Annotated in this window: 11 protein-coding genes and 1 pseudogene; 3 read left to right on the top strand and 9 right to left on the bottom strand. The window is 72.5% G+C overall.

The genetic code is table 11. The features are described from left to right. Positions 1–60 precede the first annotated feature (60 nt). Genes AC5WS8_RS18045 through AC5WS8_RS18030 form a run of 4 tightly spaced genes read right to left on the bottom strand, consistent with a single transcriptional unit; the run spans position 61 to position 6,028 of the window. Entirely contained in the window at positions 61–1,911 is a 1,851-nt protein-coding gene (locus AC5WS8_RS18045) for an acetyl/propionyl/methylcrotonyl-CoA carboxylase subunit alpha (protein ID WP_496104413.1), read from the bottom strand. A gap of 15 nt (positions 1,912–1,926) precedes the next feature. Then, on the bottom strand, positions 1,927–3,525 hold the full coding sequence (locus tag AC5WS8_RS18040; protein WP_496104412.1) for an acyl-CoA carboxylase subunit beta: 1,599 nt from the start codon (positions 3,523–3,525) through the stop codon (positions 1,927–1,929). After that, positions 3,522–5,228 carry an acyclic terpene utilization AtuA family protein gene (locus AC5WS8_RS18035; protein ID WP_496104411.1) on the bottom strand — a complete coding sequence of 569 codons (1,707 nt, stop codon included), beginning with the start codon at positions 5,226–5,228 and terminating at the stop codon, positions 3,522–3,524. The genes AC5WS8_RS18040 and AC5WS8_RS18035 overlap by 4 nt, the downstream gene beginning before the upstream one ends. After that, positions 5,225–6,028 (bottom strand): TIGR03084 family metal-binding protein, encoded by an 804-nt coding sequence (locus AC5WS8_RS18030; RefSeq protein WP_496104410.1) that lies wholly within the window; start codon positions 6,026–6,028, stop codon positions 5,225–5,227. The genes AC5WS8_RS18035 and AC5WS8_RS18030 overlap by 4 nt, the downstream gene beginning before the upstream one ends. A 559-nt stretch (positions 6,029–6,587) precedes the next feature. Between AC5WS8_RS18030 and AC5WS8_RS18025 the strand changes: the two genes are divergently transcribed. Further along, positions 6,588–7,544, top strand: a complete 957-nt coding sequence (locus AC5WS8_RS18025) for an EamA family transporter (RefSeq protein ID WP_496104409.1) — start codon at positions 6,588–6,590, stop codon at positions 7,542–7,544. 338 nt (positions 7,545–7,882) lie between these two features. On the opposite strand, the gene AC5WS8_RS18020 is transcribed toward AC5WS8_RS18025, so the two are convergent. Further along, complete coding sequence (locus AC5WS8_RS18020; RefSeq protein WP_496104408.1) at positions 7,883–8,140, bottom strand: hypothetical protein; 258 nt, start codon at positions 8,138–8,140, stop codon at positions 7,883–7,885. Positions 8,141–8,386: 246 nt separating this feature from the next. Here AC5WS8_RS18020 and AC5WS8_RS18015 point away from each other — a divergent pair, with 246 nt between their 5' ends. Further along, positions 8,387–8,827, top strand: coding sequence for a YybH family protein (locus tag AC5WS8_RS18015; RefSeq protein ID WP_496104407.1), 441 nt, complete (start codon positions 8,387–8,389; stop codon positions 8,825–8,827). Positions 8,828–8,926: 99 nt separating this feature from the next. Here AC5WS8_RS18015 and AC5WS8_RS18010 read toward each other — a convergent pair whose 3' ends face one another. Together AC5WS8_RS18010 and AC5WS8_RS18005 are read right to left on the bottom strand one after the other, a co-directional pair. After that, entirely contained in the window at positions 8,927–9,532 is a 606-nt protein-coding gene (locus AC5WS8_RS18010; RefSeq protein ID WP_496104526.1) for a carbonic anhydrase, read from the bottom strand. 573 nt (positions 9,533–10,105) lie between these two features. Continuing rightward, complete coding sequence (locus AC5WS8_RS18005) at positions 10,106–11,347, bottom strand: PP2C family protein-serine/threonine phosphatase (RefSeq protein ID WP_496104406.1); 1,242 nt, start codon at positions 11,345–11,347, stop codon at positions 10,106–10,108. A 243-nt stretch (positions 11,348–11,590) separates the two neighbouring features. Here AC5WS8_RS18005 and AC5WS8_RS18000 point away from each other — a divergent pair, with 243 nt between their 5' ends. Next, complete coding sequence (locus AC5WS8_RS18000; protein WP_496104405.1) at positions 11,591–12,016, top strand: hypothetical protein; 426 nt, start codon at positions 11,591–11,593, stop codon at positions 12,014–12,016. 177 nt (positions 12,017–12,193) lie between these two features. On the opposite strand, the pseudogene AC5WS8_RS17995 reads toward AC5WS8_RS18000, so the two are convergent. Beyond that, positions 12,194–12,364: pseudogene (locus AC5WS8_RS17995) on the bottom strand (IS982 family transposase); the annotation flags it as partial. 8 nt (positions 12,365–12,372) lie between these two features. Then, positions 12,373–15,243 (bottom strand): FAD-binding and (Fe-S)-binding domain-containing protein, encoded by a 2,871-nt coding sequence (locus AC5WS8_RS17990; RefSeq protein ID WP_496104404.1) that lies wholly within the window; start codon positions 15,241–15,243, stop codon positions 12,373–12,375. Positions 15,244–15,396 lie beyond the last annotated feature (153 nt).

Here is a 15,396-nt window from a genome sequence, read left to right as displayed (position 1 = left end):
TCCGATGTGGTTGAACGCGCTCACGCGGCGGTGGCCGCGTACCGATACAGCCCCGCGCCCCTATCGGGGCGCCTCCTCGACCCTGGCCAAGAGCGTGCCGACTTCCACCTGCAGGCCGGGGCTCGCGTGCAGGGCCGTGACCGTTCCCGTGGCCGGGGCCGTGATCCTGTGTTCCATCTTCATCGCCTCCAGCCACAGCAGAGGCTCCCCGGCCCGCACCTCCGTCCCCACCGTCAGGCCCTCCGCGACCCGTACGACCGTCCCGGGCATCGGTGCCAGCAGGGAGCCCGGGGCGTGGTCGGTCGTGGGTTCCCGGAAGCGGGCCAGGGCGGTCAGTGCCGTCGCGCCGACGTACACCTCGTCGCCGTAGCGGTCCACCTGGAACTTCCGCCGTACGCCGTCCGCCTCGAGGATCACCAGGTGCGCGTCCGCGTGCACCACCCGCACCCCGTCCGACGCGAGGCCCTCGCGTGTGTGCCGGTAGCGGACCTCGTGCTCCTCGCCCGCCATGCGGTACCGCTTGGTCTGCGGCTGCGAGGGAAGGTTCCGCCAGCCGCCGAACCGTGAGCGGCCGTGGGCGTCGGCGAGGGCTGCGGCCAGGGGGGCGTAAGGGTCGGGGGCGGGCTCGGTGAGGGCGGCGAGGTGACGGTCGTAGAAGCCGGTGTCCATCCGGGCCGCCGTGAACTCCTCGTGGCGCAGCGAGCGGACCAGCAGGTCCCGGTTGGTCACCGGGCCGTGGATCTCGGCGCGCTCCAGGGCGCCCGCCAGCCGGCGGATCGCCTCCGCACGTGTCGGGGCGTGGCCGACGGCCTTGGCGAGCATGGGGTCGTAGTGGACGCCGATGGTGTCGCCGTCCGTGTATCCGGTGTCGAGGCGTACGCCGGATACGGCGAGGCGGTGCAGCGTGCCGGTCTGCGGCGCCCAGTCGTGGGCCGGGTCCTCCGCGTACAGGCGGGCCTCGATCGCGTGCCCGCGCGCGCGTGGCGGCTCGTCGTCCAGTGCGGTGCCCTCCGCGACCCGGATCTGCAGGGCCACCAGGTCGATCCCGAACACCGCCTCGGTGACCGGGTGTTCCACCTGGAGGCGGGTGTTCATCTCCAGGAAGTGCGCCCTGTCCTCAGCGACCAGGAACTCGACCGTGCCCGCGCCCACGTAGCCGACGGCGCGGGCGGCCCGTACGGCCATCGTGTGCAGGGACTCCTCGAGCCCGGGGGTCAGTCCGGGTGCGGGCGCCTCCTCGATCACCTTCTGGTGGCGGCGCTGGAGGGAGCAGTCCCGGGTGCCGAGCGCCCACACCGTGCCGTGGGTGTCGGCGATGACCTGCACCTCGACATGGCGGCCGCCCTCGACGTACGGCTCGATGAACACCTCGTCGTCGCCGAAGGCGCCGAGCGCCTCCGCGCGGGCGGCCGTCAGTCCGGCGTCCAGGTCGGCCAGTCGCCGTACGATCCGCATGCCGCGTCCGCCACCGCCCGCCGCCGCCTTGACCAGGACGGGGAGGTCGGCCTCCGTCACGGAGGTGAGCGGCTCAAGGCCCATCAGCTTCTTCGCGCGCGTCTTGGACGCCATCGCCTCGATCGCCTCCGGTGGCGGCCCGATCCAGACCAGGCCCGCGTCGCGCACCGCGCGCGCGAAGTCGGCGTTCTCGGAGAGGAAGCCGTAGCCGGGGTGCACGGCGTCGGCGCCGGACGCGAGGGCGGCCTCGACGATCAGGTCGCCGCGCAGATAGGTGTCGGCGGGTGCCGCGCCCGGGAGACGTACGGCCGTGTCGGCCACGCGCGTGTGGAGTGCCGTCTCGTCGGCGTCCGAGTGCACGGCGACCGTGCGGATGCCCAGGTCACGGCAGGTGCGGAAGACGCGGCAGGCGATCTCGCCCCGGTTGGCCACCAGAACGGAAGTGATCGAGGGCATCACGGGCATCAGGCCTCACATCCGGAAGACGCCGAAACCGCCACGCGCGCCCCGGTAGGGAGCGGTGTGGAGGGCGGACAGGCACAGGCCGAGGACGGTGCGGGTGTCGCGCGGGTCGATGACCCCGTCGTCGTACAGCCGCCCGGACAGGAACATCGGCAGGGACTCGGACTCGATCTGCTGTTCCACCATGGCGCGCAGGGCGGCGTCCGCCTCCTCGTCGTAGGGCTGTCCCTTCGCGGCGGCCGACTGGCGGGCGACGATCGACAGGACGCCCGCGAGCTGCTGGGGGCCCATCACGGCGGACTTGGCGCTGGGCCAGGCGAACAGGAAGCGCGGGTCGTAGGCCCGTCCGCACATGCCGTAGTGCCCGGCCCCGTACGAGGCTCCCATCAGCACCGACAGGTGCGGCACCGTCGAGTTGGCGACGGCGTTGATCATCATCGCGCCGTGCTTGACGATGCCGCCCTGCTCGTACTCCTTGCCGACCATGTAGCCGGTGGTGTTGTGCAGGAAGAGGAGCGGTATGTCGCGCTGGTTGGCGAGCTGGATGAACTGGGCCGCCTTCTGGGACTCCTCGCTGAACAGCACCCCCTGGGCGTTGGCGAGGATGCCGACCGGGTAGCCGTGCAGGGCGGCCCATCCGGTGCACAGGCTGGTCCCGTACAGCGGTTTGAACTCGTCGAAGTCGGAGCCGTCGACGATGCGGGCGATGACCTCGCGCGGGTCGAAGGGCACCTTCAGGTCGCCGGGCACGATCCCGAGGAGTTCCTCCGGGTCGTACACGGGTGGATGCCCCGGTGCCGGGTCGGCGTACGCCTTGCGGTGGTTGAGGCGGGCGACCACGCGCCGGGCCTGCCGGATCGCGTCCTGCTCGTCGACGGCGAAGTGGTCGGCGAGGCCCGACACCCGCGCGTGCATCTCGGCGCCGCCCAGCGACTCGTCGTCGCTCTCCTCGCCGGTGGCCATCTTCACCAGGGGCGGCCCGCCGAGGAACACCTTGGCATGCTCCTTGACCATGATCACGTGGTCGGACATGCCGGGGATGTAGGCGCCGCCGGCCGTGGAGTTGCCGAAGACGACCGCGACGGTCGGGATGCCGGCGGCGGACAGGCGGGTCAGGTCCCGGAAGATGGCGCCCCCGGGAATGAAGATCTCCTTCTGGGACGGCAGGTCGGCGCCCCCGGACTCCACGAGGCTGATGCAGGGCAGCCGGTTGGCGAGGGCGATGTCGTTGGCACGCAGGGCCTTCTTCAGGCTCCACGGATTGCTGGCGCCGCCCCGCACCGTCGGGTCGTTGGCGGTGATCAGGCACTCCACGCCCTCCACCACCCCGACGCCGGTGACGAGGGAGGCACCGACCGTGTGGTCGCTGCCCCAGGCGGCGAGCGGGGACAGCTCCAGGAACGGCGTGTCCGGGTCGAGGAGGAGCTCGACGCGCTCGCGGGCGAGCAGCTTGCCGCGTGCGCGGTGACGCGCGACGTACTTCTCGCCGCCGCCCGCGAGCGCCTTGGCGTGCTCGGCGTCCAGTTCGGCGAGCTTGGCGAGCATGGCGTCGCGGTGGGCCAGGAAGTCGGGGCTGCCGGGGTCCAGCGCCGACGGCAGCACGGTCACAGGAGAGCCTCCGGAATCTCCAGGTGGCGGGCGCGCAGCCATTCGCCGAGGCCCTTGGCCTGCGGGTCAAAGCGGTGCCGCGCGGCGACGCCCTCGCCGAGGATGCCCTCGACGACGAAGTTCAGGGCGCGCAGGTTGGGCAGGACGTGGCGGGTGACGGGCAGGTCGGCCGTCTCCGGGAGGAGTGCGCGGAAGCGGTCGGCGGTGAGGGTGTGGGCGAGCCAGCGCCAGGCTTCGTCGGTGCGGACCCAGACGCCGACGTTGGCGCTGCCGCCCTTGTCGCCGCTGCGGGCGCCCGCGACGAGGCCGAGGGGCGCACGCCGGGTGGGTCCCGGGGGCGGAGGCTCGGGCGGCGGTGGCTCCGGGACGTCGTCGGGTACGCGGGTGCGGTGGGCCGGGGGCACGGGGACGCGGCGGCCGTCGTGCAGGACGGCCGTATGGTCTACGGCGCCACGGTCGACGGTGGCCGCCTCGAAGACTCCATACGGCTCCCCCTTCCCCGGTGGGGCGACCACATGGAAACCGGGGTAGCTGGCGAGGGCCAGTTCGACCGCGGCGCCGCTCAGCGCCCGGCCCACCGCCTCCTGGCCCGGGGCGCGCACGACGAGCCGCAGCAGGGCGCTCGCGGTCTCCTCGGTGGGGGCGTCGGGGTGATCGGTGCGGGCGAGTTCCCAGCGAACCTCGCTCGGCCGCGACTTCGCGGCGTCCAGGGCCGCCTCCATCTGGCCTCGGACGAGCGCGGCCTTGGCCTCGATGCCGAGCCCGGTCAGCACGAAGGTGACCTCGTTGCGGAAGCCGCCGAGCCGGTTGACGCCCACTTTCAGGGTGGGCGGCGGTGCCTCCCCGCGCACGCCCTCGATCCGCACCCGGTCGGCTCCCTCCCGGGCCAGCCGGACGGTGTCGAGACGGGCGGTGACGTCGGGGCCCGCGTACCGGGCACCGGCCGTCTCGTACAACAGTTGTGCGGTGACCGTGCCGACGTCCACGACGCCGCCGGTGCCGTCGTGCTTGGTGACGACGCTGCTGCCGTCCTCGTGGAGTTCGGCGAGCGGGAAGCCGGGCCGGAGCAGCCGTTCGGGCGGGTGCTCGGTGAAGAAGGCGTAGTTGCCGCCGGTGGCCTGCGCCCCGCACTCCAGGACGTGCCCGGCGACCACCGCGCCCGCCAGCCGGTCGTACTCCTCGGGCCCCCAGCCGAAGTGGGCGACGGCCGGCCCGGTGACCAGCGCCGCGTCCGTCACGCGCCCGGTGACCACGACGTCGGCACCCTCGCGCAGGCAGGCGGCGATGCCGTGGCCGCCGAGGTAGGCGTGGGCGGCGACGGCTCCCGGGTGGAGCGCGGTGAGGTCGTCGCCCTCGACGTGCGCCACCCGGACGGGGATGCCGAGACGTTCCGCCACCTCCCGTACGGCCTCGGCGAGTCCGGCCGGATTGAGGCCACCGGCGTTGGTCACGACGCGTACGCCCCGCTCATGGGCGAGGCCGAGGCACTCCTCCATCTGGCCGAGGAACGTGCGCGCGTAGCCGCCGCCGGGGTTTTTCAGGCGGTCGCGGCCGAGGATCAGCATGGTCAGTTCGGCGAGGTAGTCGCCGGTGACGACGTCGAGGGGGCCGCCGGTGAGCATGTCACGCAGGGCGTCGAAACGGTCGCCGTAGAAGCCGGAGGCGTTGCCTATGCGCAGGGGGCGGGGACGAGGGGCGGTCACCGGGCGCCCCCCTTCGGCGGGCGTCCGGTGCCCGGTGGGCCCGCGAAGGCCTGTGCGATGTCCAGCCAGCGGTCGGCGTCCGGGCCCTCGGCGCGCAGGGCGAGGTCGGCGCGGTGGGCGCGTTGGGTGACCAGGAGGCAGAAGTCGATGGCCGGGCCGGTGACGCGCTGCGGGGCGTCGTCGGGCCCGTACGTCCACACCTCGCCGCCCGGAGCGAGGAGTTCGACGCGGAACGGATCGGCGGGCGCGGGCAGTCCGTGGACCGCGTAGGAGAAGTCGCGGGTGCGGAACCCGAGGCGGGCGATGTGCCGGAGCCGGGCCGTGGGCGCGGGTGCCACACCGAACGCGTCCGCCACGTCCAGGCCGTGGGCCCACGTCTCCATGAGCCGGGCGGTGGCCATGGACGCGGTCGACATGGGTGGCCCGTACCAGGGGAAACGGGCGCCGGACGGTGCCTGGCGCAGGGCCCGGGCGAGCGCGGCGCGGCCCTCGCGCCACCGGGTGAGGAGTGCGGCGGGCGGTCGTGCGGCTTCCTCGCGTGCGGCCTCGTCGACCCAGGTGCCGGGGGAGGCGAGCGCCTTCCGCACCTCCGCCGCGAAGGCCTCCGGGTCCGTGACGGCCAGCAGGGCGGCGCGGTCGGTCCAGGCGAGGTGGGCGATCTGATGGGCGACGGTCCAGCCCTCGGCGGGGGTGTGCAGCGCCCAGCCGCGCCCGTCGGGCCCGGCCAACCCGGCCACCAGGCGGTCGAGTTCCTCACTCTCCCGGACCAGGTCGTCGATCACGGACGATGCGTCGGACACGATGCGCTCCCCTCGGGGCACGACGGTGTGCGTGGGGAGCATGGCAGCGGACGAAGAAACAAGCAAGCATGCTTGCATGGATTACTCACACCCAGGGGGCTCACAGGCAGGGGGGCGAGAGGCGAGCGGCACTCCCCGGGTTCCGCACTTCTTCCACCGCCACCGGCAGCGCGACCCGCCGTCCCGGCCGACCGGCGGCGCCGCGGCGATCGAGAGGCCGGTGGTGCCCGGTCTCGGTGGTGCCCGGTCTCGGTGGCGCCCCGTCTCGGTGGCGCCCGGTCTCCGCGGGCGCCCCGTCCGCCGCCCTCAGTGCCGTCTTTCCAAGCGGCCGCCCCCGCACGCCGTACGACATCCCGAAGGCACCCCCGGGGCGCACCCACCAACTCCCGGACGGCCGCCCGCTGTTCCGCGACACGACGCCCCGGCGCGGGGCCCGCCACCGCTCGGCGGCCGGGAGTACAGGCGCATCATCACTTCACACACCTGACACGGTCCACTACCCTGGACCTCCAGGTACACCAAGCTGCACGACTTCCGTGCCCAGCACCTGGAAGGCCCCGTGAACACGCCCAGCACAGCCGCCTCCGCCGCCTTCTCGGCGCCGACTTCCGCCTCGACCGGACCCGGGGCGCCCGGCGGTCCTCGGCTGCGGAGTTCCCTCGGGCCCGTCGGCCTGGTGCTCGCCGGAGGCGTCTCGGTCCAGTTCGGCGGCGCGCTCGCGGTGAGCCTGATGCCGCGGGCCGGTGCGCTCGGGGTCGTCACCCTGCGGCTGGTGGTGGCCGCGATCGTGCTGCTGGTGGTCTGCCGGCCCCGGCTGCGCGGGCACTCGCGCCCCGACTGGGGCACGGTCGTGGTCTTCGGCATCACCATGGCCGCGATGAACGGCCTCTTCTACCAGGCCGTGGCCCGCATCCCGCTGGGCCCCGCCGTCACCCTGGAGGTCCTCGGCCCCCTCACCCTCTCCGTCCTCGCCTCGCGCCGCGCGCTGAACCTGGTCTGGGCGGCCCTCGCCGTGGCCGGTGTGTTCCTGCTCTGCGGCGGAGGCTTCGGCGGCCTGAACCCGGCGGGCATCGCCTTCGCGCTGTCGGCGGGTGCGATGTGGGCGGCGTACATCGTCTTCAGTGCCCGCACCGGACGGCGCTTCCCGCAGGCCGACGGGCTGGCGCTCGCGATGGGAGTCGCGGCGGTGCTGTTCATGCCGCTGGGCATCGCGGAGTCCGGCACGAAACTGCTCGTCCCGGCGACGGTCGGGCTGGGCGCGGCGGTGGCCGTGCTCTCCTCGGTCCTCCCCTACACCCTGGAACTCCTCGCCCTGCGCCGCCTGTCCGCGTCCACGTTCGCGATCCTGATGAGCCTGGAACCGGCACTCGCGGCGACGGCTGGCTTCCTGGTCCTCGACCAGCCCCTGACCACCACCCAGGCGGTGGCGGTCACACTGGTCATCGGGGCGAGCATGGGGGCGGTGCGGACGCAGGTCGGTCGGGGCAAGGTGAAGGTGGCGCAGCCGGAGGCGTAAGGTCCGGATCCAGCGTCACCAGCCGCCCCAACAGCTCCCGCCGCGTACCGCTCGGGCGTGAGATGGTCCCTCCGGGCGTTGGCTTCCCGGCGGGCGAGCGCCCCTCCCCCACGACGCGGGCCTCTCAAGGACACCGTCTCGTGGTGCCGTCTGCGTCCCGCTCCTCCAGCCGCCGCCGCGGCGGCGGACGCCGGCTACGGGATCCCGTGTGCCCGGGGGGCCAGCTGCGGCTCGGAGCTGGGCAGCGTCGTCCCGACGAACGCGTGAATCACCGTGACCTCCTCGCACCGCAAGCTCTGACGGTGAACGATACCGCCTGTGCCGCTTCGGGCCGTCGTTCATCCGGCCGATCTCGCCGAAGCGGGTTCGGCGGTGTGCGCGCGTGTGGGGCGGCGGTTGGTGGTGACGAAGACGGTTGCGGCGAGGAGGGCAAGCACTGTTCCGGTCAGCGAGGACGGCACATCCACCCCTCTGCTGCCGGCCCGGTCCCGCCACGTCTCCGTCCGCTCCCTGGAGCGGTACGCCCGCCCGGCGTCGACGCGGTCGCACGGCACGTCGCCGAACGCGGCCCCGCCGCCCGGCGGAAGGGCTGACACCTCCGAGATCGACTACTGGCGGCTTCCGGGATCACCTCGGCGACACCCCTTCCCCGATCGGCGTCGCCCGACTCCCCGCAGGCCCGTCCCCGCGTCGGCGCGTCCGTCGAGGCATGTCACATTCCGGACGGCCCGGTCGTCGAACCACTGAAACCAGGGGGCCGTCGCCAGGGGACCCGGTCGCAGTCGGACTCCCTGAACCAGCGAGAAGCCGAGCACCCGCCCCGAAGGAAGGAATGAGGAGCGATGCCTGCACAACGCGAGGTGGACGAAGCCGAGATCCGCCGGCACCTCGACAAGATCGTCGAAGCGATCCGGGCCAAGGACCTCGAGAGCCTGAAGAAGCTCTACGCGACGGACATCGTGTCCTTCGATGTCGAACCGCCGCTGCAGCACGTCGGAGTGGAGGCCAAGTTGAGGAACTGGGCGAAGGTGTTCACGTTCTTCCGGGATGTGAGGTACGAGGTTCGCGGCCTGGCAGTCACCGTGGGCGGCGATGCGGCATTCGCGCACTGCTTCGGCCGGCTCAGCGGCACGCTGAAGAACGGGACGGCGACGAGCGGTATGTGGGTCCGGGGCACTTTCTGCTTCCGGAAAATCAACGACAACTGGCTGATCACACACGACCAGGCTTCTGTGCCGTTCGACGTGGCGAGCGGCAAGGGAGTGGCCGACCTCGAACCCTGACGGACCGCCGAAGTCTCACAACGGTCGGGCCCGGCACGGTCCGTCGGCATCACCTGGATGCGCCGTGCCTGATCCGGGTGAGGGAGAGCGGGGCGCGCGTCAGTACCTCGTCGGCCGTTCGACTCGTCCTGCCGGCCGGGAGGGCGCGCCGGCCAGGACTTCCACCTTGCCGGTGTCGAGTGAGTAGTAGGCGCCGACCACGGCAAGGGCGCCCTTCCCCACGAGCGGGGCCAGGTCCTGGTTGGATCGCAGATCGGCCGCAGTCAACTTGACCTGGGCGCGGGCCATGGTCTCCACCGGGTCGGCGCCACCCTCCCGGACGGCCTGCTCGTACGCCGGCTGCAGGGCCTTGACGATCGCCTGCAGGTTGCCGGGCAGCGGTTTGCCGTCACGAAGGGACGTGTACGCCGCCTTGACAGCGCCGCAGCGCTGATGCCCGAGGACCACGATGAGAGGGGTGCCACTCGTCATGGGCCCGTACTCGACAGAGCCAGTGACCACCGGGCCGACCGCCTCCCCACCGGTGCGCATCACGTAAAGGTCACCCAGGCCGGTATCGAAGAGGAGCTCAGGTGGCACTCGGGAGTCGATACACGAGAGGATCGCTGCAAAAGGCTGCTGCTCCTGGGCCACGAGCTGACGCCGGTTCGGATCCCGGTCGGGGTGTTGAAGGTCTCCGGTCACCCAGCGCTTGTTGCCTTCCATCAGCCGCGCGAATGCCGTGGCGGGTGTGGTGGGCCGCGCTTCCGGCGAGGCGCTGGTCGCCGACGAGGCGCCCCTCGTCGATGAGGCGGCCCTCGTCGATGAGCACCCCGCGAGCGCGACCGTGGCGCCCGCAAGCCCGCCGACAAGCAGCGATCTACGATCCGAACGTCCGGCTCTGTCCATCGGTCGGTTCCCTCGATACCGCTCAGACATCTCCTGCGTCTTGACCCGGCCAATGGTCCAGCGCGGTGTGGGTGTCCTCGCAGCAGGCACAAGCGGGAGCGGGCTACATTGCTCCGGACGGCCCACACAACCGGTTCGGGGGCGGCGTCAACCCCTGGTGCCGAGACCCGCCGTGCCCGACTGGAATGTCGACGGCGGGGTGCTGTGCGTCCTCGTGAACATCGGCCTCGACGCGATCCGGGTGCCTCCCGAGACCATGGACAACTGCTGTCGCACCTTGCGAACAAAGCCACGGCGGTCGCCCCCTCTGGCGGGTGCAGACCATCCATGAGTGCGTATTCCTGATCCGGGCTGGAGTATCTCCGAGCGCTGCCGAGAAGGCGCGCGGGGTTACAGGCGGATGATGACGAGAGCGATGTCGTCGCAGACGCCCCCGGCGACGTCGAGCCGGGTCAGCAGTGCGTCGGCCAGCAGGTCAGGGGCGAGGGCGAGGGTTCGGCCTTCGGCCAGGGCTGTGGTCAGGCGTTCCAGGCCGGTGTCGATGTCCTCGTCGCGGCGTTCGATGAGGCCGTCGGTGTACAGCACGAGGGTGTCTCCCGGGGTATAGGGGAGGCCGGCCTGGGGGCGGGGGACATGGTGCTCGCGTGTGCCGAGTGGCGGATCGGTGGCCTGGTCCAGCAGTGCGCAGGTCCCGTCGGAGTGGAGCAGGACGGGCGGTGGGTGCCCGGCGTTGCTGTAGATGATCAGCCTGCTGCGGGTGTCGATGAGTACCTTGACCGCGGTGGCGGCCATGGCGCCGTCCACGGAGCGGGCATAGAGGCCGAGGACCTCCAGGGCCTGGGCAGGGCTGGGAAGGGCGCGGATGGCGGCGCTCAGGGCGCTGCGGAGCATGCCCATCACCGCTGCAGCGTGCAGGCCGTGGCCGACGACGTCTCCGACCGCCACGGCGTAGCGGTCGGGGGGCAGGTCGACGATGTCGTACCAGTCGCCGCACACGTTCAGGGACGCGGTCGCGGGCAGGTAGCGCACGGCGATGTTGCGGTGCCGGTCCAGGTCGGGGACGGAGAGCATGGCTTCCTGCAGGGTGACGGCGACCTGCTGTTCGCGGGTGTGGGCCTGGCGCAGTTCCTGGTTCAGCCGGTGCAGCTCGTGGGCCCGCGCGTACAGCTCAGCTGCCGTGCCCTGCGTTGGCTCAGTCGCCTCCTCGCTGAGCTGACGTGCCTGGGGGGAGTGGACGAAGGCCGTGACGTCCTCTATCTGCTGGATGATCCACTTCACTGTGCCGTCAGGCGCGGGAAGCGGGGTGTGGATCACGGACCACCACCGCTCCTCGAACCCGTCCGGCTGGTCGGGGGCGGGAAGGTCGTAGCGCCGGAGCACTGCGCTTTCCGGTTTCCCGGTGTCCAGAAGCCGGTGCAGTGAGGCTTTCAGGTTTTGTTCCGGGCCGTCACGGAAGCCGGGATTTTCCGGCAGGGCGTCGAAGAAGTACTTCCCGATCAAGTCGTCCTCGGTCTGCCCGGAAAGCCGCAGGCATGCCGGGTTGACGTAGCGGATCACCAGGTCCGCATCCAGCACCAGGTACGGGCTTGGTGTGGCGTCGCAGAACGCCGCGAAATCGATGTCCGCCGTCATCACGGGCTCCCCGTGGCCGCGAGCGCGGTTGCCTGGACTTCCAATCTACGGGCGATCCAGTGCTCGGGCTCGTTCGTCCGTGTTCGTCCACCCGGCACCGCGAGCCCCGACCGGCTCCCACAGGACACCGCCCGGGAATCCCGCCGGAGCGCGCGAGGCGCTGCCACGCGAGTAGCAGCCCGCTGTCGCATATGTTCGTATTGATGAGAATCCCCCTATTGGAGCAATCGGGAGGTCAGGACCATGACGCAGATGACGGACCGCATCGCCCAACTGACGGATTGGTCGAAGCACGCACAAGAGCAGGTGCAGAGCGCCATCGCCAAGGACCAGGAGGATCTGGCTGCCGCGATCGAACAGGTTCAGAGGGAGACGGAACAGCGGGCAGAGCAACTTCGCCGTGAGGGAGCCGAGCAGAAGGCCGCTGCCGCTGCGTCGCTGGAAGAGGCAAGGAACAAGTGGCAGGAGCATGTAGCGAAGGTCAAGAGCCACCTCCAGGAGCGCAAGGGCCAGCTTGACGTGAAGCATGCCGAACTCAAGGCGGATGATGCGGAGGGATACGCGTCGTTCGCGATCGACTTCGCCGGCTCAGCGATCCTGGAAGCTGAATACGCTGCCCTGGAGGCGGTGCGGGCGCGTACGGAGGCCGAAACTCTGGCCGGCAGGTAGGAGCAAGGTCGGAGGAACGGTCAATCCCAAACACGGGTGTCCTGGCCCCGAGCGCGACTTCCTGGCGGGGCGACCACCCGGGTCACCTCGTCCTCCTCAAGGGACCTCGACCAGCACCGGCACCACGTACCGGACCCACCGCTTCGCCATCGCGGCCCCGCCCTTCGCATCGCGTCGTCGGCGGCAGCGATCGGCATTCATGCCGCAGGGCACCGGGGTGGAGTCCACGATCCAGCAGTCGTCGAGCCAGAAGTCGCTCGATTCGGCGAGCATCCGCATGACCCGTTTGACCAGCCCGAGCGCGGCCCGCAGCCGCTTGTTGCAGCCCGACTGCTGCGGCAGGTACGGGCCTCCGCTCACTTCTCCTCCTCCAGGGGTGCGGGTCCTTCAAGGCCGTCCGCCAGTACCTCCGCCAGGTGCCGTGCCCTGATGCCCGCCAGCTGTTCCAGCTGGGTGCGGCAGGAGTAGCCGTCCGCCAGGACCACCGCGTCCGGTGGGGCCGAGCGCACGGCCGGGAGCAGTCGGTCCTCGGCGCAGGCCGTCGAGACGTCGTAGTGGCCCTTCTCGAAGCCGAAGTTGCCCGCCAGGCCGCAGCAGCCGCCCGTCAGGTCGCCGGTCAGGCCCGCCGCCGCGCGCAGCCGGCGGTCGGGGGCGTCGCCGAGCACCGCGTGCTGGTGGCAGTGGGTCTGGCCGGTCGCCGGGCGGTCGAGGCGGGGCGGGGTCCAGCCGGGGGCGTGCTTCCGCAGGGCCTCCGCGAACGTCAGCACCGCCGCCGCCAGGCGCTGTGCGCGCGGGTCGTCGTGCAGCAGTTCCGGCAGGTCCGTGCGCAGCGCGGCGGCGCAGCTCGGCTCCAGGACGACCACCGGGGCGCCCGCCGCCAGCACCGGGTCCATCAGGTCGAGGGTGCGGCGCATGACCTTGCGGGCGCGGTCCAGTTGGCCCGTGGAGACGTACGTCAGGCCGCAGCAGACCCGGCCACGGTGTCCCGGCGGCAGGGCGACCCGGAGACCCGCCGCCTCCAGCACCCGTACGGCCGCGCGGCCCACGGACGGCGAGAGGTGCTCCGTGAAGGTGTCGGGCCAGAGGACCGCCAAGGGGCCTCTCGCCCGTGGGTGTCCGCCGACCGTCCGCCGCCACCATCGGCTGAACGGCTCCCGCGCCAGCGGAGGGAGCCGGCGCTCCGGGGCGATCCCGCCCAGGCGCTTCACCAAAGCCGCCGGCCGGTCCGCCGACGCCAGGGCGTTGACCAGCGGGGCCGTGCGGGTGCCGGCCACCGCCCGCAGCCACAGCGGCAGCCACCCCATCGCGTAGTGCGCGGCCGGACGGCGGCGGCCCGTGTAGTGGTGGTGCAGAAACTCCGCCTTGTACGTGGCCATGTCGACGCCGACCGGGCAGTCCGTGCGGCAGCCCTTGCAGGAGAGGCACAGGTCCAGGGCGTCCCTGACCTCCGTGGAGCGCCAGCCGTCTCTCACCACCTCGCCCGCCAGCATCTCGTGCAGCAGCCGGGCCCGTCCGCGGGTGGAGTGCTCCTCCGCGCCCGTCGCCCGGAACGACGGGCACATCACCGAGGAGCCGGACACCGTCGTCGTACGGCACTTGGCGACGCCCACGCACCGGCGGACCGCCGCCGAGAAGTCGCCGCCGTCCGCCGGATAGCCGAAAGCGACCTCGACGCGCTCCCGGGGCAGCACCGCGAACCTCAGGTTCTCGTCCAGGCGGGCCGGGCGGACCAGCATGCCGGGGTTGAGCAGGCCGTCCGGGTCCCACAGGCCCTTGGCGCGGGCGAAGAGGGCGACCAGGTCGGGCCCGTACATCTTCGGCAGCAGCTCGGCGCGCGCCTGCCCGTCGCCGTGCTCGCCCGACAGCGAACCGCCATGGGCGACGACCAGATCCGCGAGGTCCTCGGAGAAGCGGCGGAAGCGGGCGACGCCCTCCTCGGTCAGCAGGTCGAAGTCGATACGGACGTGGATGCAGCCGTCCCCGAAGTGGCCGTACGGGGTGCCGCGCAGACCGTGGTCGGCCAGGAGGCGGCGGAAGTCCCGGAGGTAGTCGCCGAGTCGGGGCGGCGGCACCGCGCAGTCCTCCCAGCCCGGCCAGGCTTCCGTTCCGTCCGGCATGCGGGTCGCCGTACCGCTCGCGTCCTCCCGCAGGCGCCACAGGGCGCGCTGCGCCGCCGGGGCCGTGACCACCAGGGCGTCCGTGACGTCGGCGGCCCGGACGATCGCCTCCGCACGCGCGCGTGCCTCCGCCTCGCCACCGCCGCCCGCCTCCACGAACAGCCAGGCGCCACCGCGCGGCAGCCCCGCCGACGGTGGTACGAGATCGGCGGCCATGCCCTCCACCGTCATCGGGCCGAGGGGCAGCAGCCCGGCCGCGGCCTGGGCCGCCGCCGTCTCGTCCGCGTATCCCAGCACGGCGAGGGCACGCGCGCGGGGTGCCTCGACCAGGCGGACGACCGCCTCTGTCAGGACGCCCAGCGTGCCCTCGGAGCCGCAGAAGGAGCGGGCCACGTTCCCCCCTTTCTCCGGCAGCAGCGCGTCCAGCGCGTATCCGGAGATACGGCGCGGGAGGGACGGGAAACCGGTGCGCAGGAGCGCCAACTCGCCCTCCACCAGCCCTCGCAGACCCTCGGGGGCGCCCTTCCAGTCCCGGCCCGGGGTCAGCGCCTCGCCCCGCGCGGTGAGCACCGACAGCTCCCGGACGTTGTCCGCCGTCGTGCCCCAGGCCACCGAGTGGGAGCCGCACGCGTTGTTGCCGATCATTCCGCCCAGCGTGCAGCGGGCGTGGGTGGAGGGGTCCGGCCCGAAGCGCAGGCCGTGCGGGGCGGCGGCCTCCTGGAGGCGGTCCAGGACGAGGCCCGGCTGCACCACGGCCGTCCGCGCCTCGGGGTCCAGGGACACGATCCGGTTCATGTGCCGGGTGAAGTCGAGCACCACGCCCGTGCCCGTCGCCTGCCCGCCGATCGACGTGCCGCCGCCGCGGGCGACGACCGGCACGCCGTGCGTCCGGCACACGGCCAGCGCCGCCGCCACGTCGTCCGCGTCCCGGGGCGCGACCACGCCGAGCGGGACGCGCCGGTAGTTGGACGCGTCCATGGTGTGCAGCGCCCGCGCGGTCGTGTCGAACCCGACCGCACCGCGCACCGCCGCACGCAGTTCCCGCCGCAGCGCACCGACGTCGGCGTCGACGCCCGCCGCCCGCTGCCCTCGCACCCCGCGATCCGTCATGCCACCAGCATGCCTGCCGGCACTGACAGTGACCGCCCGGGGGCACACCGGAGCCGTTTCCCGGGACGGTGGCTGCCGGGGTGACAGGGCGCTGCTGCCGGGGTGACAGGGCGCTGGCGGCTGCGGGGGCGATGGCGGGCGCGGGGCGATGGC

This window comes from Streptomyces sp. PTL18 (assembly GCF_059510295.1).
Note: the sequence above shows the minus strand (reverse complement) of the source record. Positions and strands in the feature narration are given on the sequence as shown.

Excerpts from the sequence above, each read along its gene's own strand:
- AC5WS8_RS17990 (WP_496104404.1), bottom strand. The coding sequence starts at position 15,243 with ATGACGGATCGCGGGGTGCGAGGGCAGCGGGCGGCGGGCGTCGACGCC.
- AC5WS8_RS18045 (WP_496104413.1), bottom strand. The coding sequence starts at position 1,911 with ATGCCCTCGATCACTTCCGTTCTGGTGGCCAACCGGGGCGAGATCGCC.
- AC5WS8_RS18015 (WP_496104407.1), top strand. The coding sequence starts at position 8,387 with ATGCCTGCACAACGCGAGGTGGACGAAGCCGAGATCCGCCGGCACCTC.
- AC5WS8_RS18005 (WP_496104406.1), bottom strand. The coding sequence starts at position 11,347 with ATGACGGCGGACATCGATTTCGCGGCGTTCTGCGACGCCACACCAAGC.
- AC5WS8_RS18010 (WP_496104526.1), bottom strand. The coding sequence starts at position 9,532 with ATGGAAGGCAACAAGCGCTGGGTGACCGGAGACCTTCAACACCCCGAC.
- AC5WS8_RS18000 (WP_496104405.1), top strand. The coding sequence starts at position 11,591 with ATGACGCAGATGACGGACCGCATCGCCCAACTGACGGATTGGTCGAAG.